The sequence below is a fragment of the Paenibacillus sp. FSL K6-2393 genome, from assembly GCF_038002545.1.
Lineage (GTDB): Bacteria > Bacillota > Bacilli > Paenibacillales > Paenibacillaceae > Paenibacillus.
Window position 1 is genome coordinate 6051431 of the sequence record NZ_JBBOCU010000001.1, and the last position, 24197, is coordinate 6075627.

Annotated in this window: 17 protein-coding genes; 4 read left to right on the forward strand and 13 right to left on the reverse strand. The window is 45.6% G+C overall.

The window, feature by feature from the left end:
- Positions 1–35 precede the first annotated feature (35 nt).
- Together MHI14_RS26840 and MHI14_RS26845 are read right to left on the reverse strand one after the other, a co-directional pair.
- Complete coding sequence (locus MHI14_RS26840) at positions 36–2414, reverse strand: GH36-type glycosyl hydrolase domain-containing protein (RefSeq protein ID WP_341131643.1); 2379 nt, start codon at positions 2412–2414, stop codon at positions 36–38.
- Positions 2415–2543: 129 nt separating this feature from the next.
- Entirely contained in the window at positions 2544–2963 is a 420-nt protein-coding gene (locus tag MHI14_RS26845; RefSeq protein WP_341131644.1) for an ester cyclase, read from the reverse strand.
- A gap of 303 nt (positions 2964–3266) precedes the next feature.
- Between MHI14_RS26845 and MHI14_RS26850 the strand changes: the two genes are divergently transcribed.
- Positions 3267–5789 (forward strand): transglutaminase domain-containing protein, encoded by a 2523-nt coding sequence (locus MHI14_RS26850; RefSeq protein WP_341131645.1) that lies wholly within the window; start codon positions 3267–3269, stop codon positions 5787–5789.
- 127 nt (positions 5790–5916) lie between these two features.
- On the opposite strand, the gene MHI14_RS26855 is transcribed toward MHI14_RS26850, so the two are convergent.
- Positions 5917–6819, reverse strand: coding sequence for an SDR family oxidoreductase (locus tag MHI14_RS26855; protein ID WP_017690578.1), 903 nt, complete (start codon positions 6817–6819; stop codon positions 5917–5919).
- Between the two features lie 279 nt (positions 6820–7098).
- The gene (locus tag MHI14_RS26860; protein ID WP_091019689.1) at positions 7099–8478 is read right to left on the reverse strand and encodes an amino acid permease; all 1380 of its coding nucleotides are present in this window, start codon (positions 8476–8478) and stop codon (positions 7099–7101) included.
- A 376-nt stretch (positions 8479–8854) separates the two neighbouring features.
- Here MHI14_RS26860 and MHI14_RS26865 point away from each other — a divergent pair, with 376 nt between their 5' ends.
- Both MHI14_RS26865 and MHI14_RS26870 read left to right on the forward strand, forming a co-directional pair.
- Complete coding sequence (locus MHI14_RS26865) at positions 8855–9220, forward strand: DUF6713 family protein (RefSeq protein WP_341131646.1); 366 nt, start codon at positions 8855–8857, stop codon at positions 9218–9220.
- Between the two features lie 72 nt (positions 9221–9292).
- Positions 9293–10285 carry a DUF4003 family protein gene (locus tag MHI14_RS26870; RefSeq protein ID WP_341131647.1) on the forward strand — a complete coding sequence of 331 codons (993 nt, stop codon included), beginning with the start codon at positions 9293–9295 and terminating at the stop codon, positions 10283–10285.
- Between the two features lie 112 nt (positions 10286–10397).
- Here the strand turns inward: MHI14_RS26870 and MHI14_RS26875 are convergent, their stop codons facing one another.
- The 3 genes from MHI14_RS26875 to MHI14_RS26885 all read right to left on the reverse strand — a co-directional run bounded on the left by MHI14_RS26875 (position 10398) and on the right by MHI14_RS26885 (position 13824).
- Positions 10398–11387 (reverse strand): phosphotransferase, encoded by a 990-nt coding sequence (locus MHI14_RS26875; RefSeq protein WP_289391172.1) that lies wholly within the window; start codon positions 11385–11387, stop codon positions 10398–10400.
- A 166-nt stretch (positions 11388–11553) separates the two neighbouring features.
- Positions 11554–13329 (reverse strand): SulP family inorganic anion transporter, encoded by a 1776-nt coding sequence (locus tag MHI14_RS26880; RefSeq protein WP_341131766.1) that lies wholly within the window; start codon positions 13327–13329, stop codon positions 11554–11556.
- A gap of 165 nt (positions 13330–13494) precedes the next feature.
- A complete protein-coding gene (locus tag MHI14_RS26885; RefSeq protein ID WP_017690603.1) occupies positions 13495–13824 on the reverse strand; it encodes an ArsR/SmtB family transcription factor in 330 nt (109 codons plus the stop codon).
- Between the two features lie 193 nt (positions 13825–14017).
- Here MHI14_RS26885 and MHI14_RS26890 point away from each other — a divergent pair, with 193 nt between their 5' ends.
- Complete coding sequence (locus MHI14_RS26890) at positions 14018–14962, forward strand: alpha/beta hydrolase (protein WP_341131648.1); 945 nt, start codon at positions 14018–14020, stop codon at positions 14960–14962.
- Positions 14963–15084: 122 nt separating this feature from the next.
- On the opposite strand, the gene MHI14_RS26895 is transcribed toward MHI14_RS26890, so the two are convergent.
- The 6 genes from MHI14_RS26895 to MHI14_RS26920 all read right to left on the reverse strand — a co-directional run bounded on the left by MHI14_RS26895 (position 15085) and on the right by MHI14_RS26920 (position 23921).
- Entirely contained in the window at positions 15085–16662 is a 1578-nt protein-coding gene (locus tag MHI14_RS26895; RefSeq protein ID WP_341131649.1) for a glycoside hydrolase family 43 protein, read from the reverse strand.
- Entirely contained in the window at positions 16659–17558 is a 900-nt protein-coding gene (locus MHI14_RS26900; protein ID WP_289391168.1) for a carbohydrate ABC transporter permease, read from the reverse strand. Before MHI14_RS26900 ends, MHI14_RS26895 begins: the two co-directional genes overlap by 4 nt.
- Positions 17559–17573: 15 nt before the next feature.
- Positions 17574–18548 (reverse strand): ABC transporter permease, encoded by a 975-nt coding sequence (locus tag MHI14_RS26905; protein WP_289391167.1) that lies wholly within the window; start codon positions 18546–18548, stop codon positions 17574–17576.
- Positions 18549–18683: 135 nt separating this feature from the next.
- Positions 18684–20354 carry an extracellular solute-binding protein gene (locus MHI14_RS26910; RefSeq protein WP_133387342.1) on the reverse strand — a complete coding sequence of 557 codons (1671 nt, stop codon included), beginning with the start codon at positions 20352–20354 and terminating at the stop codon, positions 18684–18686.
- 178 nt (positions 20355–20532) lie between these two features.
- Positions 20533–22107 (reverse strand): response regulator, encoded by a 1575-nt coding sequence (locus MHI14_RS26915; protein ID WP_289391166.1) that lies wholly within the window; start codon positions 22105–22107, stop codon positions 20533–20535.
- An 11-nt stretch (positions 22108–22118) separates the two neighbouring features.
- Entirely contained in the window at positions 22119–23921 is a 1803-nt protein-coding gene (locus MHI14_RS26920) for a cache domain-containing sensor histidine kinase (protein ID WP_133387344.1), read from the reverse strand.
- Positions 23922–24197 lie beyond the last annotated feature (276 nt).

The window sequence follows — 24197 nt, forward strand, 5'->3', positions numbered from 1 at the left end:
TCTTCACATCGTTCAGCAGTACTCCTTGCGCTTTTCTACAATGGCAACTTCACCAGCACCTCATATTTCATACCGGCTTGTATGTTCTTGATGATGTCACCTGCAATCCGTTGACCGTCAACATGCACCTCAATCTGCTCGACAGAAGCATCCTTCTTCATGTTTACATTCAGCTCAGCTCCGCGGAACAAACGTGTGACCGATACCTCGTTCCAGTCTTCAGGTAGTTGCGGACTCACTTGAAGTCCTTGTGCATGACCTTGCAGTCCAAACAATCCGTCGATCAGGCAACGATACACCCACGGCACCGTGCCGGTGTTGAACAGATGACTGGAGCGCCCGGCTGTACGTGGGAATTGACGATAAGCTCCGCGATAATAATTCGGAATAAATACGGGGAGCTGACCCCGCTGGAGAATATCCTCGGCATCGGGGCCAGGAATCATTTTACGCAACAGACGATACGCCTTCTCCTTCTCGCCCACCAGATACAACGCATAAATATAGAACGCCGCCGCGTGATTGTACACGGCACCATTCTCCGCACTTCCCGGATGTTTCTGCGTGACACGACCTACATCTTCCCGCATAGCTGTGAAAGACGGCGCGAGCTTCTCGACACCATATGGTGTCTCCAATTGCTCCTCTACCGCACGAATCAACTTCTCCTGTTTATCTTGATCCGCAGCACCGCTCATAAGTGCCCAGCTCTGAGGATTGATATAGATGCGTCCTTCCACGTCTTTGCTTATGCCAAACACTACGTTATCATCCGTAATTCCGCGCGCATACCAGTCCCCATCCCACAGATACTCATTGGCTACCGCATTGGTCTGGTCGGCTTCCTGACGGAATTCCGCTGCGACCTCGGCATGCCCTGCCTGTTCACCAATATCTGCCCACACATTAAATGCATATGCCGTCGCAATGGTCAGCCAGCCGGATACGCCTTTGCCTTTGTACCCCACCATGTTCATCGGATCACACCAGTCACCCTGATTGATATAGTTCAACCCACGCGCATCACGCTCATGGATCAACCAGCGCATCGCAAGATTCATATGCTCCAGTACAGAAACCTTTTGTTCACTGTCTGTAAAAGCAACCTGTTCCTCCAAAATGCTATAGTCATTCGTTTCATCCAAATAGGTCTTCATACAGACAGGAAGCCAGATGCAGTGATCGGTATGAGGAACCTGGTTAATATATTTCAATTCTGCGTCCGGGTGCAAAATAATGCCGTCTGGCATCGCGCCGCTTATATGCTGTTGAGACAAAGCAGTCAAGAACGCAGCCCGCGCAATCTGTGGCTGAATGTAACTCATGCCCATGTTGTCCTGCAAATAATTCCGCGTCTGCGGATCGGTTGTCAGACGATTGGTTTTGCCATGATAGTACATCTGGCGAGGTAACCAGTGATTCACGACATTATCTAGCCAGCTGTCCGGTGTCTCAATCTGGATGTTCCCTTGCCCTTCCGCAATATACTCAGCATACTCCTGCTCGGCTGCGGTGAAACCATCCTGTCCTTCCTCATTCTGCTTCACAAAATAATGCTGACGAATGCCCTCAATCTCTGTCTCATCATGAGCCGGACCAAAGATGAATCGATACGCCTGCTCCGCTCCCGCTTCCAGCTCTACTCTGTATTGCAATACAGCCACAGGTGTCTCATAGCGCGCATCTCCACCTGCGAGTGTCTCCGACTGAAGGGCCGAAGGATTATGAAGTCCGCCTTCGCCTTCAAAGCTCTCATGATTTACTTCCCACGCGGTCGGCTGGTGATCTGCAAGCAGATAGGTCTTGTCACTATAGTTTTTGATTTTGCTATAATCCTGATATTTCTGATACGGTGTAACCGCCGAGCAGACAATGCCCTGCAAATCTTCCACATATGAACCGGACTGGTTCATCCATGACATATAGCCGACCGTATAATACGGGTAGATACTCAGCTTGCGTTTTCTCGAAGACAGGTTGGTTACCTTCACACGCCATAGCTCCATGACATCTTCCTTCGGCAAACGCAGGGACATCTCGATGCAAATGTCGTCCTGAATCACTTTCCAGTGAATATCGTGTTTACCGACAGCGAACGTATAACTTTCCGCCTGCTTGCGAACCGGTTCATACGGAGCTGAGAAAATTTCGCCACTTACTTCATCTTTAATATAGACAAACCGTCCCGGATGATGGGCATAATATGGCTGCTCCGGTTGCATAAACGTCTTGGCTTCCAGGTTGGGCGCATACGAGTATTTAGCAGGTTCGGGCTGCATGAATTGGGCCACAGCGTATCCCCTGCAATTCACATGAATCATCATCTTTTCATTCCAAAGGAATCCGGATGCCTTCGGTAAACTTGTCGGGCTTGTCAGTTCAACATATTGATTATCTTCCGTTGCTTTAATCATCACTGAACCTCACTTTCAGATAATGGAGTCAAAAGACAGAAAACGTTTTATGTAACTTGTATACAACTTTGTTCATTATAACACGGTAACGCTTACAAAGAACTGAAAACTAAAAAAGAGCTAAGAAACTCAGCTCCGATTACGTTCCAATTGTTTTTCGATGCCCAACCTGTCGATCTGAATCCAATACTCTGCAATTTGTTCGTTTTCCACTCGGTATACCGCACTGGCAATTTCAATCACCGGGAGGTTGGTTGGACTGTATCCGTCCACTTCGCCAATATGGGTACCTGTTTGTCTCCAGCGCACATAAACTTTATCACCTTGCGTCAGCAACTCCAGAATTTCGAGTGAAAATTCCCCGTATGCTTCAATCATCTCTCGCACATGATCCGCATAATTGGAAGGTGTTCGAGTCACCGTGACCTCTTCTTCAGATATCACTTGATGAGCCAGTACTTGTTCTGCCATCACGTTGCTTGCATAATCGGGATTCCGCCCTGTTCGGACCTCTTCAAAAAAGGTTCTGACAATCTGTTCTGCTGTCATACTCCACCCCAGCCTCCTCAAATTATTCTGTTATATATATAAATATGTAGTAACTCTTGTATTTTAACATGGTCCCCTCGCTACGGAATTACAACTGTTCTATTGTTCTACAGGACTTAAAACCTACCCTCACACCTTGACAATGCGTCAATATGACCATAAACTAGCAAAGGATATTAGGAAATTAATAGGAGGTTTGGCCGTTAAGAGGTTCGAGTAAGGGTTTTAACCATATCTGATAATCTTTCGGCGTATAGAACGTAGCCATTAGAGCAACTAAGAAAAACAAGAAAGCGGTGTATCATGAAACGTCTATTTTTCATTATGTTTGCGCTAACCCTGTTACTGGCTGGATGCCAGAGTACTGAGCAGGAAAGCAGTCCGTCCGAGAATAATCCTACAGAAGTAGTAGAAGGTTCTACCATTTTAAGTTTGAAGCAGAAATACGGCTCTGAATCGGAACAAGCGATTATGCCGATGTACAATGTAGCTCAGGATAAAGAATTTACGTTCAAGTTTAAAGCAGATTTAGGAAAATCTAATTGGTCCCTGAGAGATACCATATCCGTACATACCGATATTAAAGCACTCAAAGCAAGCGAAGTACCTTTATTATCAGATATTCATGACAATAGTATTTCTATTAGACCTCTTGGATGGGGCGTATTAAGTTCAGATTCCATGAAAAACAGGGGTCAAAGTTCTTGGGGCGGTGCCCCCATTTATTACATTCGTCTGAATTATGATCCAGATGCGGAAAATCTAACACTACTTGATCAGCCTATCATTATTCCGTTTACAGTAAAATCGGAGTTACCCGTACCTAACCTAAGATACGAAATTGACAAAGATAGACGGTTCAAGTTGGTCTGGGACAAGGTTGAAGGCGCCACCGAATATAAAATTTATAAACGTTCTGACCTAACCAACTTTGATACAAATGTACCTCTAACTGGCGCAGAGGACGCTTTCAGTAATAGTCTGCCTTTAGATATTGCGGTAACAACAGAGACGTCTTTCAATGATTTTATGAAAGACGGAAAAGGCGGGCTAGGCACTTATAATGAAATGATAACTACCACTCAGAACCATGGTATACGAGGAGAATATTACGTCACTGCAATCGGTGGAGGCAAAGAATCCAATTTTAGCAGAGGTGTCCCTACAGCTCCGCTCGCTTCCCAGTTACCAACAGCTTTGAAAGAACAATTGTATATGGAGAAATTAAAGAATATAGATGTTCTTCCTCAGAAAACAACAGTTGAGTACAATGACGGCTCTCTAGCCCGTGAAACCATTGTTTATGATACCGAAAGCGTAGAGATTTCGGAGTTCAATGAAACGAATATTCCTTTTCATGTTAAAGGAACGGCTCTGAAAAGCTACGTGCGCGTAGAGAATGTAACTCAAGCAGATTTGGAAAAACTTGCTCAGCAAACCGTAGCCGAGTCCAGCAACGGACTGGTGGAACCGAAGAATGATACACCTTACGTCCCTGCACCTGATGTGCCAACGATCATCAACAATCATGATGCACCTGAGTCTGCAACGGAAACAGAAGAAGCACCAGCTTCGGAAACTCCAACTACAGAGTCCACAACCGATACGGGAACGTCAGAAGATTTAACTGATCCTCTATCTACTGAGGCTTCTAATGATACTTCTGATAATTCTTCAGATATGGCTTCTGAAGAAACTTCTACCGAAACACCTGCTCCAGCTCCCGAAGCTGAAGAAAACAATCTAGTAGATGAGCAGAAATCGAATACACAGCAAAATGTAGAACAAGGTAATCAGGAAACCGTGCCTCAGCCTGCTACAGGCGATGCAATGATCAATGCAGATTCCGCATTGGAAGAAGTTTTAGCCAAAAACATGATTGCGGCACAAGATAAAATTTCGTTAAAAGCTTTCCCCGAAGCTCAAAATTTCACGACACTCTCGGATGTTGTTCTGAAAGTGATGTACCAGAATCCCTTGATTCTTGGTGTGGAAGGTTTTGAATACAACTATGGTACGCTTACCCTTTCGATTCATTATAATGAATCGGCTAGTGGTATCCAGAAGAAGCAAGATGAGATTATTGCCAAAGCAAACGAAGTGGTGGCTTCCATTATCAAGAATGGCATGAACGAAGACGAGAAACGGAAAGCCATCTACGATTATCTGAACGATAACGCGAAGTATGATGATGCAGCGCTGGAAAATGCGGAGCAAAACAACTTCAAAAATGTCGATCCGCAGTTCAATGACTCGTTTACCACATACGGTATTCTGGTCAAAGGAGTTGGGGTATGTGCCAGCTATGCCTCCGTCTACAAATTGCTCTCCGATCTCTCGGGACTGGAAAGCATCGTTGTAACGGGCGCTTCCAGCGGTGTACCACATGCATGGAACAAGGTCAAAATCGGGAACGAATGGTTCCATGTGGATGCCACCAACAACCTGACAAACTCCGGCATCCCCTACTTCTTGTACAATGCCAACGATGAGACTGCTGCAAGTCAGAAAACAATAGCGGATAAGGATTACTGGCTTGATTCCGAGCTCGCGATGTTTAATGGCGAGAGCGATGCCAATGATTATTATGTGCAGAATGATCTCGAAGTCGCATCCCTTAATGAGTACAAAACCAAGGCTGAGAGTGAACTTAAAAAGGGAGAAAACCGGGTCATTCTCCGTTTTGCCTCACCTGTTGACTCTGATGAGCTGATGACAGCTGCCGGTGAAGCCCTTGCTGCAGTGGATGAAGCGCTTCTGAATACAGCACAATTAGCCACGCTAGGCAGTTATGCCATTCTGGACCCGAAACCAGAGCAGAAGTAACTTTATAATTTTAAAAAAATAGCATAACAACAAAGAACACCATTCACCTGCACAGGGAATGGTGTTCTTTATTTAACTGGCCTATGATCACTGACCTAGGATTCATAAGCCTTTTTATATCCAACGTTTACGGACTAACCGTACCACCATTCGCATTCAATGTCTCGCCGCTCACATAGCTGGATTCCTGGCTTGCCAGGAACACAAATGCCGGAGCCATCTCGGCAGGTTGTCCTGCTCGACCAAGCGGTGTGTTGGAGCCAAAATCAGCCAGCTTCTCGACTGGTTGTCCACCCACGACCTGAAGTGGTGTCCATACCGGTCCTGGTGCAACAACATTGACACGAATCCCTTTGCTACCCACCTGTTGTGCTAACGCTTTGCTGAACGTGTTAATGGATGCCTTCGTTGTCGCATAATCCAGCAGGATTGGCGAAGGTTTATACGCCTGAATCGATGATGTGTTGATAATGGAGCTGCCCGGCTTCATGTGTTTCACAGCTGCTTTGCAGAGCCAGAACATGGAATAGACATTTGTTTTGAACGTAGCATCGAATTGCTCGGTGGTCAGATCTGCAATCTGCTCTACAAACTGCTGCTTACCTGCCACGTTAGCGAGGATATCAATCCCACCAAGCTCTTTTACAGCAGATTCAATGAGTTCCTCACAGTATTTCTCATCCTTCAAGTCACCTGGCATTGTGATTGCTTTGCGACCGGCTTCCTCAATCAGCTTCACAACTTCCTGCGCATCTGCTTCCTCTTCCGGCAGATAAGCCAGAACGACATCTGCGCCTTCACGAGCAAACGCAATCGCTGCCGCTCGGCCTATTCCACTGTCTGCTCCGGTCACAACTGCTTTGCGTCCTGTTAAACGTCCGCTACCTTTATAACTTTTCTCACCCGCATCAGGAACAGGAGTCATCTCACGCTGAAGCCCCGGCTCATCCTGTTGCTGCTTCCACTCCGGTGTAGCCTTCGGATATTGTGTCGTTGGATCTTGCATGGTGTGCTGGTCTTGATTAGCCATGTTCAATTTCCTCCTTGGTTATTTACATTGATCAATACGATCACAGAAGTTTGTTTTATAAAAGTTGCACTCTTTCCTTTGTAACCGAGTTGGGCGTTATTTAAACTAAGCTAACCAGATTCCATGACAACCGTCTAACATTGAATCTCCCCTAACCCCATGCCATTTTCCGAAAAAAAATGCATTCCCTGAATAACGCTGAATCACCTTCAGGTTCTCCAATCGTTTCAAGGAATGCATGTATGATATTACGATATAAGTTGATTTTTGAATATTAGACTAGCGATCTTCGCCACCATCTATGCGTTGTCTTTTGCCGATGCCAAATGCGAAATATCCAGCCACCACGATGGCCATGAACGTAGCTCCAACAATCAGAGGCAAGCGCGTATCCGGGTTAAACGCCATACCGATAATGACGAGGATCAGATACACAATAATAATGTAATTGCTGATCGGGAACCATTTGGACTTGAAGTTATGATCCGCCATTTCGTTGCCCCAACGCTTTCTGAATCGGAACTGGCTGAACGCCAGTGCGAACCATGGAACCATACCCGGAAGAACACTTGCACTGTAGATGTACAGGAACAATTTGGAGTCCGGCATCAGGTAGTTCAGCACAACCCCAATCAGCAGCAAGGAGATTGTGATGACGATACTATTGCGGGGAACCCCGCCTTTGGACAGCTTTTTGAAAAAGGCAGGTGCCTGCCCATTCTCAGCCAGCGTGTATAACATCCGTCCTGCACTGTAGATCCCGCTGTTACATCCCGACATGGCCGCTGTGAGCACCACAAAGTTAATGATCCCCGCTGCAGCCACAATACCGACCTTGGCAAAGGTGAGCACAAACGGGCTGCCCGTCTCGCCTACTTCGTTCCAAGGGTACAAGGTTACAATAACAAATATGGCACCAACGTAGAAAATAAGAATACGCCACACGATATTTTTGATCGCTTTACGCAAGGTATATTTCGGATTCTCCGCTTCGCCTGCTGTAATACCGACCATCTCCACCCCTTGATACGCAGCCGTTACGATACACAGTGCAAAGAGGAAACCTTTGATCCCTCCAGGGAAGAATCCGCCATGACTAAACAGATTCGACAGCCCGATTGGCTGTCCTCCGTTCCCCCAGCCGAAGAAGATGAGCCCGGTTCCGATCACGATCATGGCTACAATAGCCGTCACTTTAATCATCGCAAACCAGAATTCAAACTCCCCATAGAACTTCACCGCCGCCAGATTTGCCGCCGCAATGATGAGCACCCCAGCAAGTGCTGGTAGCCACTGTGGAATATCCGGGAACCAATACCCGACATAGATACCAATCGCCGTAACTTCCGCCATACCAACCGTAACCCACAAGAACCAATAACTCCAGGCGGTCAGGAATCCGGCAAGCGGACTAATATATTTGTGAGCAAATGTAGCAAACGAACCTGTGACCGGCTCCTGAATCAACATTTCCCCCATAATTCGCATGACAAAAAAGATAACGATACCGGCCAATAAATAGGCCAGCAGCACGGATGGTCCTGCCCATTTGATCGTACTTGCCGATCCCATGAACAAACCAACGCCGATTGTACCTCCGAGTGCAATCAGCTCTACATGGCGGGGCTTTAGCCCTCTAGATAGTTGCTTTGATTCCAAACGATTCTCCCCTTTTCTTGTGTACAGCTTCCTGATGTAATTTTAATTTTTACATTCACATTAACGCAATGCAGAATTACTTCACCAAATTGTACGAGATGTGCCGCAGAAATACAACAAGGAATGTGAGGAAACGGATTCACTACACATATAGGTATAGGATAACCGCTTAATGAATATGGCAGACAGTTCAATAAACAATTCACTGCAGCGTTGTGTAAACAAAGTGACAGAGACTTCTAATACATGACTCGACAGGGAGGTTGCTGGAACCCCCAAAGGACAACTCACGTATTGTATATGTGGGTCGCAATACCGTAAGTGACTTGTTCGCTATTGACCTGCTTGTATAAAATTGAAAAATGGGAGACTTTACATGCCTGACTTTTTACTGGTTTTATTTTTGTTTAACCTGTCTCTCTTTCTGCTTCACGAAATGGATGCCATCAGGCGGTCCGAGTGGAAATTGTTTATAGTGTTAAAAGATATGGAAGATGATAAAGCGTATAGGTATTTCACTTGGATTCACCTGCCAATGTATACCATCATCCTCTCTCTTCTTTTTAGCTCGTATCAGACCATTACATTTTGGGTGCTGGATATCTTTTTCATCATACATACCGTATTACACTTCTTTTTCGAAAAACATCCTCGAAATGAATTTAAAACCGGGTTCTCCAGATCATTGATCTACCCTATGGGAATAATCGCTTTAATTCATTTAATATTCCTAATCATCTAATCTGTTTACATAGACGGAATGAAGGAAGCTGGAAGGGTATTGTTGAATAACATTGAATATGGAGGTGTGCCTATGCAACAACATCATGCAGAACGAGTTGAATTATTCGTTTCCAACACTCAGATCATCAAGAAGTCGTTCAAATGGCAACATGGGATGATTCATCGTCTGGCCGCCTTGCTCTATGCAGCAGAGAATAAAGTTGCTGATGCGGAAGCCATTCGCCAAAGCCAAGAGTTGATTAAGCAAAACACAAAACTCTTCTCTGCATTCAGAGGTAATTCGGCCATTAGCATTGCTGCCATGCTCTCCCTTACAACAGATGAAGAGACGAGATTGGTAGATACCCTGCATGTCTATGACTTGATGAAAGAGATCAAATTCCGCAACTCTGATTATCTGGTTATTGCCGCCTATCAGATCGCTACTCAGGTATCACCTGAGCAGTTTCAACCTACGGTGGAGCGAGCCAAATCATTCTATGACAGTATGAAAGCAGAGCATCGCTTCCTTACTGGTCAGGATGACTACATTTTCGCTGCCATGTTAGCCCTTTCCGATCTCGATGTGGATACTGGTGTGGCACGTATGGAACAACTCTATAGGGAATTAAAACCAGAGTTTTCTTCCAGAAACAGTGTGCAGGCGTTAACACAGGTACTGGTTCTTGGAGAGGATAACCCGGATGCAGGTGCTCGTGTGATTGCCTTAAATGAAGCTTTTCGTAAAAGGGATCTCCGAATGGACAAAACATACACATTACCCTCTCTCGGGATACTTTCCCTACTGCCTTCGGACAGAGACGCGTTAGTGGATGAAGTCGCGGAAACAAATGACTGGTTACGGACTCAAAAAGGCTTCGGGGCTTGGTCGATCGATAAACAGGAGTTGCTCCTGTTCTCATCCGCGTTGATAGCCATTCAACATGTGGAGAATCTGCGAAACGGTGTGCTTACGACAACGATCTCAACCAGTATCACAAATATTATCATCGCTCAACAAGCAGCCATGGCCGCAGCTGCCGCAGCATCGGCTGCTGCCGCTTCTTCATCATCATCCAACTAATAAGTGACCCTGTTACCTTCAATATAAGATGAAAAAGACCCTCCCGAGTTTAAGTTGACTCGGAAGGGTCTTAAAACATTCAAACCTACACCTAAATAATGTTCATCATTTGCTAGGATATAATCCCCGTATCCCGGAATTCTTCCACGAAACTGTCCAGCCAATCCGAACCATAGTCCAGCGCACCCGTATCACTCTCAATAAAAGCAACATCCAGACCCATCACCCAGAATCGACGAGCAACAATAAAGAGATCAACAGCCTGCTCATCTTCCGAGGAAAAACTTCTGACTGAACGATAACCTGCCATGAGTGCTTTCCATAATACTGCCTTTCGATCTTCAGACTGTCTCTTTCGCACCTTCACTTGAGCCAGATCGTAAGCACGCCAGCTTTTGGCTGCCCACTCGAAGTCATAATGGATGAACTGATGCTCCTGTTGAAACGCATTGTTATTCCCATGCATATCGCCATGGCACAGACCAAAATCCAGATCTTGTCTGGAAGCGGCAACGATGCGTTCTTTTAACGTTGTGGCAAACGTATGGAGAAATGCTGCTGCTTCATTGTTCTCACCAATATAGTGGATAATTCGCTCAAGGGGTTCGTCAATAAGTAACTTCAGATCCAGCTCATATCGTGGCAGCTCCATGTTCACCTGATCCATAGCCTCATGCAATTCAGCCGCAGATTGGCCAAAGGCGTAACAAGACTCCTCATCCTCCAGGTTGTTCTCCGTACCCTCAATATACCGAAACATTACAGCAACCCGCTTGCCTTCCGCAGCCTCCAACACCGTATATTCCGTATGATCTTTCTTCTCGATGTATTCTCCAATGTCGGTATGTTCCGCAGAACCTAGAACGTTCTTGAGTTGAGACAATAATGAAAGCTCATACTGAACATCTGCCTCCGTGATTTCAGTGCGGTAGATGCGGAGAATATACATGCCACTGGATGTGCGAACCCGGTAGGTATCATTCAATCCTCTAAGCCAAAACAAACATTCTTCCCATGTTCCAATGTCATATTGATTACTCAATGCAGACTCCAGGTACCTGGGGTTAAGCACTGAACGTAAAGCAGTCGGTTGAATGGACATATGTATACTCCTTCGGTTTAATATGATTATTTCTCATCTGATGAACGATATAATCCTTTCACCTATCAACCTATAACATAGTATATTTTTCGTTTATTTTCCAGAATATATATTTTGATGAGTAAATACTCTTTAGACTCCTATAGTTCCATCTCTCATCAGCAGGTTAGAAAGGGGTATTTGAATTGACTCGCTTTCCAGGTTTCAGCAGGTTATTACGCGCTGGATCGCCGCCAGTGCTCGACAATGCAGCACATTCACGAAAGGCAAAATGTTTGCACCCCCTGCATTTCTGAACATCCAGATGCTGCAATGCATAATTGATAGCTTCACCCGTGTGCTCAAACATATGATCCGAACCAATCCGTTCAATCAAACCTGTTCTCTTCAGCATTTCCAACGGTTGCGCCTGAATGCCTGAAAGTAAAACCCTGCCCCCGGATCTCTCCATATGTTTGACAACACGGGCCAGATTGGATTCACCTGTTGTATCCATAAAAGGCACCTTGCCCATGCGCAACAGCAGAGTGCCTGGTCGCCGATGAATCGAATCCATGACCGACTTCTCGAACATATCCGCTGCGCCGAAAAAAAGTGGCCCTTCAATTGTATACAAGCTTATTTGCGGACAGTCATGTCCTTCCCGAACCATGTGGGCCATGACTTTCTCATGTTTATGCTCGGGATCGGGCAGTACTTTGGCAACCTTTAACATCTCACTCATGCGTTTAACAAATAAAAGAACAGCCAGAATCAACCCAACCTCTACAGCCGTTGTTAAACTTGTAAATACGGTCAGCAAAAAGGTAATCAGCAGAACGAGTGAATCGCTCGTTTTGGTTTTCATGACATGCATGAAGGATCTCCGTTCACTCATATTCCAGGCAACCAGCATGAGAACGGGAGCCATACTGGCAAGAGGAATGTGAGATGCATATGGCGCAAAGAGAACAAGTACCAGCAAAACCACTACACCGTGAATCACGCCAGACCATGGCGATACTGCGCCGGATTTGATATTTGTTGCTGTACGTGCAATCGCTCCTGTTGCAGGAATACCACCAAATAACGGCGTCACCATATTAGCAATCCCCTGCCCAATCAACTCTCGATTGCTGTTATGCCGACTTCCGGTCATGCCATCGGCAACAACTGCGGATAACAGCGATTCAATTCCACCCAGCATGGCGATGACAAAAGCGGGTTGCAGCAAGTTCATGATTCGCTCCCAAGTGATCTCAGGCACATGAAACTGAGGCAAAGAGTTAGGTATCGCGCCAAAGGACGAACCGATCGTAGCCACCTGCCCTTCAAAAAAGAACGCCGCGACTACCGTCGAAAGAACCAGCCCCACCAGTGATGCAGGCACCTTTGGTGCAAACTTGGGCACAAGCAGAAGAACAGCCAGACAGATTCCAGCTGTAAGCACACTGTATATATTAATCGTTGAGATATGCATCCCGATTTCTTTCATATTAGACCAGAAATCCTCGTGTTTCTCGATGCCCCGAAGTCCAAGGAAGTTCGTAATTTGTCCGCTAAAAATAATGACGGCGATCCCTGCCGTAAAACCGATAGTCACCGGCCTTGGAATAAACTTGATTAACGCCCCAAGCTTGAATACGCCCATAAGTACAAGCATCAAGCCGGCCATCATTCCGGCGATCAGCAGATTCTCATATCCATACTGCATCACAATGGCAAAGAGGATTGGAATGAATGCCCCCGTTGGCCCGCCAATCTGGAACTTGGACCCACCCAGCAAGGAAATGAGAACCCCTGCGATTACAGTGGTGTACAATCCATACTCCGGTTTGACCCCGGAAGCGATGGCAAACGCCATACCGAGTGGAATCGCAATGATACCTACAATCAGCCCTGATAACAGATCCTTGCGAAAAGCGGCAGCATTATACCCTGCATATCTCCCCATCCATCTCATGTACAAAAACCTTCTTTTTTTCATATATTTGAATATTTGAATATATTTAAAACACTACTCCCCTGCATACGTCCTGTCAATCGGATTACGCACAATTCCAACGGGAACCTAACACAAAAAACAAGAACCTCCGGTGATTACATCCAGTTGCTCTTGTTTATTGTGTCAGGACTCTTTACGAATATCTTCCAGCATGGAAATGGCATCAACCAGATGATTGTCAAAAATCTGTTTGGTGACTGCCAGCAGGTCCTTAATCAGCGGATCACGCAGCGAATAAGTGACGGTTGTCCCTTCTTTGATTCCGTGGACAACGTTTTTGCTGCGCAATACAGCCAGTTGCTGTGAAACGGCAGAGCCTTCCGATCCCAGAATGCTTTGCAGTTCATTCACATTCTTGGCTCCTTCACTCAGCAGCTCCAGAATCTGAATTCGCATCGGGTGTGCCAACGCTTTGAAAAAATCCGCTTTAAACTGTTGTATGCTCTGATTCATACGCTATGCCCCTTCAATCGAACTTTTGAAGATGCAAATATCATAACATAGAACGGGTACCATGCTTTACTCTAACCATAACGGTTTGATGGAAAAATTAAGATTGACCTTGAAGTACACTTCAACCTTTATACTTTACTTATAGTCTCCACAGATCGTATATCTGAACTCCATCAGGAAGGGTGATTCCTCAATGAACATGTATATCCATAATCACAAACGCTCGTTGACGAGCTTTCTATTCGAGAAATATATCGGAACGTTAGATACCAAGAAAATTTTTTCAACACGCGAGCTTACCCGCAAACACCTGGATCATATGGGCTTGGAAAACATTAAACCTTATATCTTGGGTAAAACAAAACTGTCATCTTCCATCAAAGAGCGCTCCCATGAAGACATGCAGGTGTTCACCTTAAACGATCAGCATTCCCGTGAACAGAGGGTCATTCTCTACATTCATGGCGGGGCCCATACACACCAGCCGCTGTCTTTACACTGGAAATTCATGGACCGCATAGCTCAGGCTCTGAATGCCAAAGTTGTTGCTCCCATCTATCCAAAGGTTCCGCATTTTAATTATCAGCACACGTATCCGAAGTTGCTCAATCTATACCGGGATCTCCTTGCCTCCGTGGACGACCCGGCACAACTCACCATTATGGGGGATTCCGCAGGCGGGAACATCTCCCTTGCCTTGGCCCATTATCTGAAGATGCATAATCTCCCGCAGCCCAAAGATATCATCTTGTTATCACCTTGTGTGGATATGGTGTTGGACAATCCGGTCATATTCGATTACGAGACACGCGACCCTATGCTCGCTGTGGAAGGGTATGATGTCATCCGGCGGATCTGGGCAGCTGACAAACCGTTGAACGATCCGTTAATTAGTCCAATCTACGGAGATTTCACCGGTCTGGGCAAAATCAGCATCTTTATCGGGACTCACGAGGGCTTGTTTCCTGATAATATGAAGCTCGACAAACTGCTGACGGATCAAAGAATCGATCATCAAACATACGTTTACCCCAAAATGAACCATGTCTTTGTCCTCTATCCAATTCCGGAGGCCAAGGATGCTCAGCGTAAAATAGTTAACATCATTAAAAACTCAACATATGAAACTAATCAATAAGCTGTAACGCGTCCCCTACTCTCCCACAGTTTTCCCTTTAGCAAAAAAAACGAAAAAAAGCTCAATCCCTGGACTACCGCCACCGGATTGAGCTTTCTTGCTGTTATTCTGTCATCTAAATATTATTTATATGAACCATATTCAAACCAGTCAAAGTCAGCCACCTGATCAGATGAAGTACCGTTGCTGCTGCTAAACATTCCGATACAGCAGCCAACAAAGCCGCCGGCTACTTCGGTGCTCAAGCTGCTTGTATCCACCTGTTCAGCCACCAGATGATACTTACTTCCATCCCTGCTGTAGTAGAAGCTTAGTTGCTGACCTGTCGCGGCCATTTTGATATACACTCGCGATACTTCATCATCCAGCGCGACTTGCGCAATGTGGGTATCCTGACCATCTATAACGGTCACCACACGCAGCACTTGCTGGTTCTCGGTCAGAGCACGCTCAATCCGTATGTGATACAGATCGTTCTGAATGACGACAAGACCAGCAGTTTCGTTTGCATTCCCGGGCACAAATTCCATCGCTGTAGCTGCGACATAATCCATATGCCTTTGACGCAGACAAACAAAGCTGGAGTTTTCTTTTTCCTTCAATGTTTGCGGTTTCAACTTCAGCCGCAAGTATCCTTTTCGTTCGGTTAATGAATAGAGATCCTCCTGAGGATTGCGCAGGAACATCCATTGCAAGCCCAGTTTATCACTGTCAAAATGGTCAAAACGCAGTTGCGGCTCTACCGGAACAGGCTTCAAATCCAACGTGCCCTGCTCCTCCAGGATTCCGCGGCCCTCATTGACAACAGGCCATCCGTCCTCCCAAACGACAGAAGCAAGGAACGTCTCCCGCCCCAGATTACTAAAGCTCCCTCCATATGGACGCGAAGCCAGCATGACCATGAACCATTGACCGTTCTCAGCCTGCACCAAGTCGGTATGTCCTACATTAACAACAGGGTAACGTTTACCCAAATGGCGATGTGTAATGATTGGATTATTCGGATTCCCGACGTATCCTTCGGTCAAACTTTTGCTACGAGCAATGGTCACGGCATGGTTTGGTCCTGTGCCTCCCTCTGCAATCAATAAATAGTAATATTCATCGATCTTATACAGATGCGGGCCTTCCGGCCAGATGACATCCACCATCGCCCCGCGCCACAGAACGTAACTGTCTCCCACCAGCTTCATACTGCCCAGATCCAACTCCCGCAGCCACACTTCCCAGTTCCCATTATAACGAACTCCCTCGGAGCAAGGACGTGTACCAAGGTAATACGCTTTGCCGTCATCAAAGAAAATCGTAGGGTCTATGCCTTCTGCACCTTCAATAAAATAAGGATCAGACCATGGCCCAGCCGGGTCGGTAGCGGTTACAACAAAATTACCGCCATGCGATACATTGGTTGTAATCATATAGAAAGTGCCTTCATGATACCGAAGCGTTGGAGCGAATATCCCCTGTGAATGGCCTGCTCCCTGAAGATTTAATTGCGAAGGGCGGTCTAGCACATTGCCAATCTGTTTCCAATTTACAAGATCACGGCTCTGAAAGATTGGAACGCCAGGAAAATAAGCAAATGTTGATGTCACCAGATAAAAATCTTCACCCACCCGGCATACGGATGGATCTGGATAAAACCCGGGCATAATCGGATTGTTAAACGTGCATTGTTCGCTTTGATTTGCATTTTTCATTCTTTTACCCCTCCAATGGTTAGTCCAGTCACAAAGTATTTTTGCAAGAACGGATACAGTAAAACGATCGGCATTGCCGTCACAACCGTGATCGCTGCACGAATGGATACAGGCGTCACCATGTTGGTTACATTTTTGAATGAATCCACGTTGACGGTTCCCCCCTGTGAGGTCGCAGAGGATAACAATTTCATCAACTCATACTGCAAGGTAGTCAAATTCCGATTTCCCGCCGTGTACAACATGGAGTCAAACCAGGAGTTCCACTGACCTACAGCAATAAACAGTGCAACCGTAGCCAGAACCGGCTTGGATAAGGGAAGCACGATACGCATGAAAATCCGAAAATCTCCGGCTCCATCCATCTTCGCGGATTCAATCAATCCCTCCGACAGTCCCTGAATGTAGGTACGAATGACGATCATGTTGAACACCCCGATCAACCCGGGAATAATGTATACCCAGAAGCTGTTCAGCAGCCCCACTTGTTTGATCAGCATGTATCCCGGAATTAAGCCGCCGCTGAAATACATCGTCATGACAAACAGCGTCGTGACCAATTTGTTGAACATATACTCCTTGCGGCTCAGCACATAGGCCAGCATGGCTGTACAGAACAGCTGTACAACCGTTCCCACTACAGTTCTGGCAACCGAAATAAATGCGGCTTGTGTCAGATTCGGATTCTGGAATACGGAGACGTAATTTTGCAGTGTCCATTCCCTCGGCCAGAGATAGATCCCCCCGCGGATCGTATCCAGCCCGTTATTGAAAGATACGGCAATAGTGTTTAAAAAAGGATATAACGTAACCACCATGACAAACAACATAAATATGCCATTGGTGATGGAAAAAATAGAATCTCCCAAGTTTTGTTTTCTACTAAATCGCTTCACAGCTCTCCCCCCTTATCATATCAATCGCTCTTCACCAAGAGACTTGGCAATCCCGTTGGCGATAAATATGAGCACCAGACTGACCACACTTTTGAAAATGCCTGCTGCGGTGGCAAGTGAGTAGTTACCAAGATTAATCCCGTATTTCAAAACAAAAATGTCGATTGTCTCGGATACATCCTGCACAAGTCCGTTCCCCAGCAAGTATTGAATCTCAAAACCTGCGTTCAGTACGTTACCAACGTTGATGATGAGCAGGATAATGATCGTTGGTTTGATGCTTGGAAGCGTGACATTGAACATTTTGCGAAACCGCCCGGCTCCGTCGATGGAAGCTGCCTCGTACAAGCTCGGATTAATCGACGCCATGGCCGCCAGATAAATAATCGTGCCCCAGCCAATTTCCTTCCACATGCTGGACAGACCCACAATCCCCCAGAAGTATTTGGGTTCAGCAAAAAAATTGATCGGTGCATCAATCAGGCCCAATTTCGTCAGCAGTACATTCACAATTCCTGTTTCCGTTGATAATACATTCGCAACAATACCTGTTACGATGATCCACGACAGGAAATGTGGAAGGTAGGAAACCGTCTGTACCACACGTTTGAACAATACCATTCGCAGTTCATTTAATAACAGCGCCAGACCAATCGAGCCGACAAATCCCAGAAACAGACTGATCAGGCTCATCGCCAGCGTATTGCGAATGACACGTAAAAATGTAGGGTCCGTGAATAACGTTCGAAAATGATCCAGCCCCACCCAGTCCTGCTCCGTAAAACCAATGCCAGGTCTATAATTCTGAAACGCCATCAACCAGCCCCATAATGGTCCATACGCAAAAATAGCGATAAACGCAATAAACGGAAACGACATCCACATTAATTGTCGCTGACTTTTCATTCTGGACAGGTTGTACCCGATCCAGCTTGTTCCCGCTGGGATATGGCTGGTTTTTAACGAAGGCTGCAACTCCTTTTTGGCCATGTTTTTTCTCTCCTTGCTTACGAGTTATCTATATCACCCAGTCTGGGTGAATCGATTCCATTCCTATCCAATCTCCAAATCTAGCGTGTAAGAAAGGCTACGGGGTTCCCCATAGCCATTCTGTGTGACAGGACTTTACCCCCACAGTTCCATACGTCTGCGGACTTCTTCCGTCAGCGCATCTTCATACGCTTTAATATCTGCACTTTCCTTGAGTGTGGCTTGATACTCTTCCCAGGCTTTATCAAATTCGGCTGGTGAAGTCATAATCACTTTTGGCAGCCATTTTCGTTTTACATCGTCCATCTTCTGTCTGGCGATGGTCTCCGGTTTATTTGGTTCGAAATTATAGGTATAGATTGGGAACCACGGTTCATTTTCCTCCGCAGGCTCAAGGAAGTCAGTAAACTTCGTATATCCATAAGCCTTCAGCACTTTTTTGTCGATGTCATTTAATGTGGCAAGATACTCCTCCGGCTGCTCCTTAGGGTCAAGAGCATTCTTCCCGTCAGCGGTCATGCCCTCATGATGCGGGAAATAGACCAATGGGCTTCCCGTGTTCGCCAGTACCCAGTCCGGATCTTTGGAATTCGCACGTTGCTCCTCATTTCTGGAGAACACGCCTTTGTCATCGACTTGATAATCCACGCCTTCCTGTCCCCAGGTTCTCAATACCTCCATCTCAGGGTCCAGCAAATCATTAATATATTGAAGTGCTCCCTCGATATCCTCGCAGCTCTTTGTAATGGCCAAGCCGCCATTCACGTTAAGGATTGGATTGTTCTGATAACGCCCTTTAACATCCTCGGAAAGTGTAATGGACAACGGTACATAGGTTTTGTCATACAATTTTTGCTTCACGAGTGATGCCTCGGCGTCAAGGAACTGCCATCCTTGATCCACCATACCCAGCACACGTCCGGTAGAAATTTTGGATATATATTGATCATAGTTTGCTGTAAAGGTTTCGTTATCGACCAGGCCTTGATGATATACCTCATTGATCTTCTTGAAATATGCTTTCGCTTCAGGAATGGTATTGTAGTTTTTGGCCGTCAGCGTTTCTTTATCAACGATGGCTGCGCCTTCGTTCGGATAACCAGCCATGAAGAGCGGAGGGTTCTCCAGTGCGAAATAACGCCAGTCATAGGAGATAATTTCAAATCCAATTGTTGGCTGACCATCAACGGTCGGGTGAGCTGCTTTGTACCGTTCAATCAAGTCAAAGTATTGGTCAAGTGTTTTGATTGTCGGATAATTATCCCACTCCAGTACGGCCTTCTGAATCCAGAATGCTTCTCCGTCATGGGATACTTTCATCGATTTCTCTTGTATATTGCCGAATTGAGGAATGAAGTAGATATGTCCATCCGTCGTATTTTTCATCTTCTTCCAGTCTTCGCCCAGGTAATTTTTGATGTTTGGATATTTATCGATGTAATCCTCAAGTGGTACTAACGCTCCTGCTGCTACCAGTTGCTGAGTACCATCACTCCCATCGATAAAATCGGGATATTCGCCGCCTGCAATGAGTACACCAATCCGCTCTTTGGCTGTTTGGCCCGTAAGCCAGTCCATCGTGACTCTGACGCCTGTTTTCTCCTCAATAGCCTTTAACACCCGATTATCGTCAGGCGCAATTTTTCCCGGTACGGCAAAAAATGCGGAAAATTGTTTCAATTCCCTTCCATCTGCTGTCTTTTCCCCTTTCGAGGACGATCCCGGTGTACATCCAGCGAGTGCGATGACCAGTATTAAAGCGAGCAGAGCACTATACTTGATTCTTTTTCTAACATCCTTTTTCATCATGACCCCTCCATCGATTATATTGATAGAAGCTTTTTGGAAAGCGCTTTCCAAAGGCTGACTTAAAATTATCATGCTTCCATGCCCCTCTCAACGGGATAAACTATAGATGGAATCCCACTAATTCCAGCATCTGCGAAAAAAAATATCCCGCCGCTCCGTCAAGGAGTGCAGGATGTTAATCAAGAGAGTACGCAGCATGGGCACTTTTACGATATTGTGCAGGAGTCTCCCCCATGAGTTTCTCGAACCGGCTAATAAAGTAATCGGAATCCCGATATCCCACCATTGTTGCGATTTCGTATACTCTTTGATCTGTTCTGCGCAACAGCCGGGCGGCTTCCTCAATACGCAATTGATTCAAATAATCACTGAAGCTGATTGAGAAATGCTTTTTGAAAATCTGACCCAGATATGCACTATTCATGTAAAACTGCTCCCCGAGCAATTTCAGGCTGATATTTTCTCTGTAATGCTCGTGAATGAAAGCCTCAATTTTGGCTAATACGCCCATTGCATTCGACTTTTGCTGCTCCTTCAGTTTCTCTGCGCACATGAGCGAAAATTCGCATAAATGTTCAATGTTTTCCTCCATGGATAACATCGCGTAGTTCACCTTCAGAAAAGTCGATTCCATCAGCGTGGAATCTGGAGTAACCGTATCGTTATTCACGAGATCCAGCAATGTGTATGCCAAATAATGCAAGTGGATGCGGACAATACCAGGCTCGATTCGCTCATCCAGAAAAAATTGAAAAATCGCCGTTGCATGACTGTATAACTCATCCGTCTGCTGTTCCTCAATAGACTTAACTAGCCCATCAAACAATTGTTTTTCGAACTGTCCCGGCCGATTAACAAATAAAGTCGTATCCATAAGTTCGAAGTAATAGATGGACCTGCAAGTGGTGAAGAAACGTAAGCTTTTCATTATGCCGCAGGATTGATAAGACTCTTGCAGCGCCTCCAACTCATGTACTTCCTTCCCGACATAACAAGCAATAGCCGCCTCTTGACCATGGCTCAGATCGGCATGTAACCGGGTCAAATATTGCTCCAAGGTCACTGCCTCACGGCTCACCATCAGGTCTGTAACAATGAGCAGAACCGCATTTTTATCGCCTGTAAATGGCTTCAAAATTTGTCCCGGAAAGGGCTTGCCCACCCATGCCTCAACCCGAGCACACCAATCCGTTCCCTGTTCTGGACCAGCTTCCGCCTCAATCAGGATGCAACGCAGTATGCCGGCATCTTGATAGTGGGGCTGCAGACTCGTAACAGCATCCTCCTCAGCCACCCCAAGCAAGATTGACTGCATATGCTGAGCCATAATAATCCGATCTTTTTTTTGCTGATATCGCTTCTCTTCCGTCCGCGCATTAAATGCGACCCTGAACTCCTCAAGCACCTGAACCAGTTCGGTCTTCACAATAGGCTTGAGAATATAGTCATCTACCTGGTATTTAATTGCCTGCTTGGCATATCCGAACTCATAGAATCCACTTAGAAGAATCAGCTTGATGTCACCGCTATATTGCTCGTACAAGGTTTGGGCAAGCTGCATTCCGTCCATTTCCGGCATCTTGATGTCGGAAATAACCAGATCAGGCTGTACAGCGCGTATGCACTCCAATGCCTGTATGCCATTGGAAGCCTGACCGCAAATCTGAAATCCGTAAGACTCCCAATCAATTAACAAGAGAAGTCCTTGGCGAATAAATGGCTCATCGTCCACAATCAGCACGTTGATCATATCCTCGCTCCTTATTCTTGAGATGCCTGCATAAGAGGAATTCGAATACCAATCGTTGTTCCCTTCCCCTTCTCACTGAATATGTGCACCTGAACGAAATCATCAAAATACATCCGCAACCGAATATATGCATTCATCATGCCAATGCTACTAAGCTCGCTCATCCGATCCATACTCGGGTCTAGCATCATTTTGCGGAGCGAGGCGAGCTTGTCCTGCTCCATACCAACTCCGGTGTCTTGAATGGAAATGTACAGCTCCTTGCTTCGAATTTCAAATAATACCTCCACGACCCCATCATTCGACGTCCCCTCAATGCCATGGATGCAAGCATTCTCCACAAAGGTGAGAACGGTTAGCTTGGGTATCATCATCGCAGCAATGGATTCGTCTGTCATCCTGATTGCGAATTGCAGCTTTTCGCCAAAGCGATACCGCTGGATACTCAGATAACTCTCCACAAAATTGATCTCTTCTGCGATTGTAATCAGATCATCGCCCCAATTGATCGTCTGACGCAGCAGCAGCGCCAGTCTATGAATGACATCGGAGGTCTCATGCTCGTGCTTGATCAAACTCCGCATACGGATCGTTTCAAGTGTGTTGAACATGAAATGGGGATTCACCTGACTCTGAAGGGCTTTCAACTCCGCCTGCTTCTTAGAGAGTTCAAGGGCTTGCCGCTCCACCTGACCCTTAAACACAATCTCAATCAGATTCTTGATCTTGATGACCATCATATTATAACTATGGGTCAGGCTGCCTATCTCGTCCTTGCCCACAGATCCCGATATGACCTCAAATTTCTCATGCTTCACTTGATCAAGGTGCTTTGCTATCCGATCAACTCTGATGACCAATGATCTGGATATCAACCAGATTAGCAGTGTCGGAACCAACAGATTAAGAATTATTAGTAAAGTTAAATTAAGCTTGGAATTAACAATCTCCGACAGAACGTCCAATTTCTCCGTGCTGACGACAATCTGCCAATCCTCGGATACGACGGGAATCGATTGCATGGATTGAACAGGGTCAATTGGACTGTCGGCAATCAGATGAAATGGCTGGCGCGTCTGATTCATTTTTGAATCGTTCGAGAAAATGACCCTGCCATCCGAAACGACATACACCTTCCCATTTGCTCCCTCATTTTTAAGTGATTTGTTGATGAAAGCGTAGTCCAGATCAACCTTTAACACCTTTTCCACCTGCTGCTCCCCAAAGTAATCCAGCTTACGAATAATGCTTACTTTGCGTCCTCCCTGACTTTGCGACATCTCCGCCTGTTGTTTGTCAAAATACGAATAGATCATGATATGGTCGCTTGTGTTCATCAGCGCTTGATACCAATCACTTTTCTTCACCTCATCATCCAGCTTAATGAAGTTTCCTCCATTGACGAAGGTATCATTGCCAACATAAAACGTAATTTGATTCACCTGCTGGTAGCTGTAGTAGTACCTGACCAGATTGTTGTTGCTAAGCATATCATAGTAGGCAGAGTAATAGTCTTCCTGATCGCGATACTTGAACTCCATGAACCGGTTCAGCGTTCCATCGGTATAGAGAAAATTGGACACATACAAGCTATTGTCTATACTGTTCCGCAGGTTGAACTTGATCCTTTGCTGCATTTCATTGAATCGGCTATGCTCCTTCTCTTCAATGTTACCTTTGATGCTTAGGTAAAACACGGTATTTGTGACCAGGACCGGGACCAGCACACAAAAAATGAACAATATGTACAACTTGGTTTTGAGACTCCAATCATCCAGAAACTGAATGCGCTTACAGTAAGTCTTGCGGCTCATGTCTTATCGTTGTCTCCTCTAACAATTACATAACATCAACGTTATTACTCAAAGTCATCATGGATGAACTGATTCCCCTGTTGAAAAGCATTATTGTTCCCATGCATATCGCCATGGCACAGCCCCTCCAGATATTTAGGGTTGAGCACTGAACGTACCCCTTCATCATATCCACCTATAACATAGTATATTTTAAATTTATTTTCCAGAATATATATTTAATGAAGTGAAATACTTCATCGGAACTCATTAAGGTTTATTTCCCTACAATATGAA

Excerpts from the sequence above, each read along its gene's own strand:
- MHI14_RS26840 (WP_341131643.1), bottom strand. The coding sequence starts at position 2,414 with ATGATTAAAGCAACGGAAGATAATCAATATGTTGAACTGACAAGCCCG.
- MHI14_RS26845 (WP_341131644.1), bottom strand. The coding sequence starts at position 2,963 with ATGACAGCAGAACAGATTGTCAGAACCTTTTTTGAAGAGGTCCGAACA.
- MHI14_RS26850 (WP_341131645.1), top strand. The coding sequence starts at position 3,267 with ATGAAACGTCTATTTTTCATTATGTTTGCGCTAACCCTGTTACTGGCT.
- MHI14_RS26855 (WP_017690578.1), bottom strand. The coding sequence starts at position 6,819 with ATGGCTAATCAAGACCAGCACACCATGCAAGATCCAACGACACAATAT.
- MHI14_RS26865 (WP_341131646.1), top strand. The coding sequence starts at position 8,855 with ATGCCTGACTTTTTACTGGTTTTATTTTTGTTTAACCTGTCTCTCTTT.
- MHI14_RS26870 (WP_341131647.1), top strand. The coding sequence starts at position 9,293 with ATGCAACAACATCATGCAGAACGAGTTGAATTATTCGTTTCCAACACT.
- MHI14_RS26875 (WP_289391172.1), bottom strand. The coding sequence starts at position 11,387 with ATGTCCATTCAACCGACTGCTTTACGTTCAGTGCTTAACCCCAGGTAC.
- MHI14_RS26880 (WP_341131766.1), bottom strand. The coding sequence starts at position 13,329 with ATGAGATGGATGGGGAGATATGCAGGGTATAATGCTGCCGCTTTTCGC.
- MHI14_RS26885 (WP_017690603.1), bottom strand. The coding sequence starts at position 13,824 with ATGAATCAGAGCATACAACAGTTTAAAGCGGATTTTTTCAAAGCGTTG.
- MHI14_RS26890 (WP_341131648.1), top strand. The coding sequence starts at position 14,018 with ATGAACATGTATATCCATAATCACAAACGCTCGTTGACGAGCTTTCTA.
- MHI14_RS26895 (WP_341131649.1), bottom strand. The coding sequence starts at position 16,662 with ATGAAAAATGCAAATCAAAGCGAACAATGCACGTTTAACAATCCGATT.
- MHI14_RS26905 (WP_289391167.1), bottom strand. The coding sequence starts at position 18,548 with ATGGCCAAAAAGGAGTTGCAGCCTTCGTTAAAAACCAGCCATATCCCA.
- MHI14_RS26910 (WP_133387342.1), bottom strand. The coding sequence starts at position 20,354 with ATGAAAAAGGATGTTAGAAAAAGAATCAAGTATAGTGCTCTGCTCGCT.
- MHI14_RS26915 (WP_289391166.1), bottom strand. The coding sequence starts at position 22,107 with ATGATCAACGTGCTGATTGTGGACGATGAGCCATTTATTCGCCAAGGA.
- MHI14_RS26920 (WP_133387344.1), bottom strand. The coding sequence starts at position 23,921 with ATGAGCCGCAAGACTTACTGTAAGCGCATTCAGTTTCTGGATGATTGG.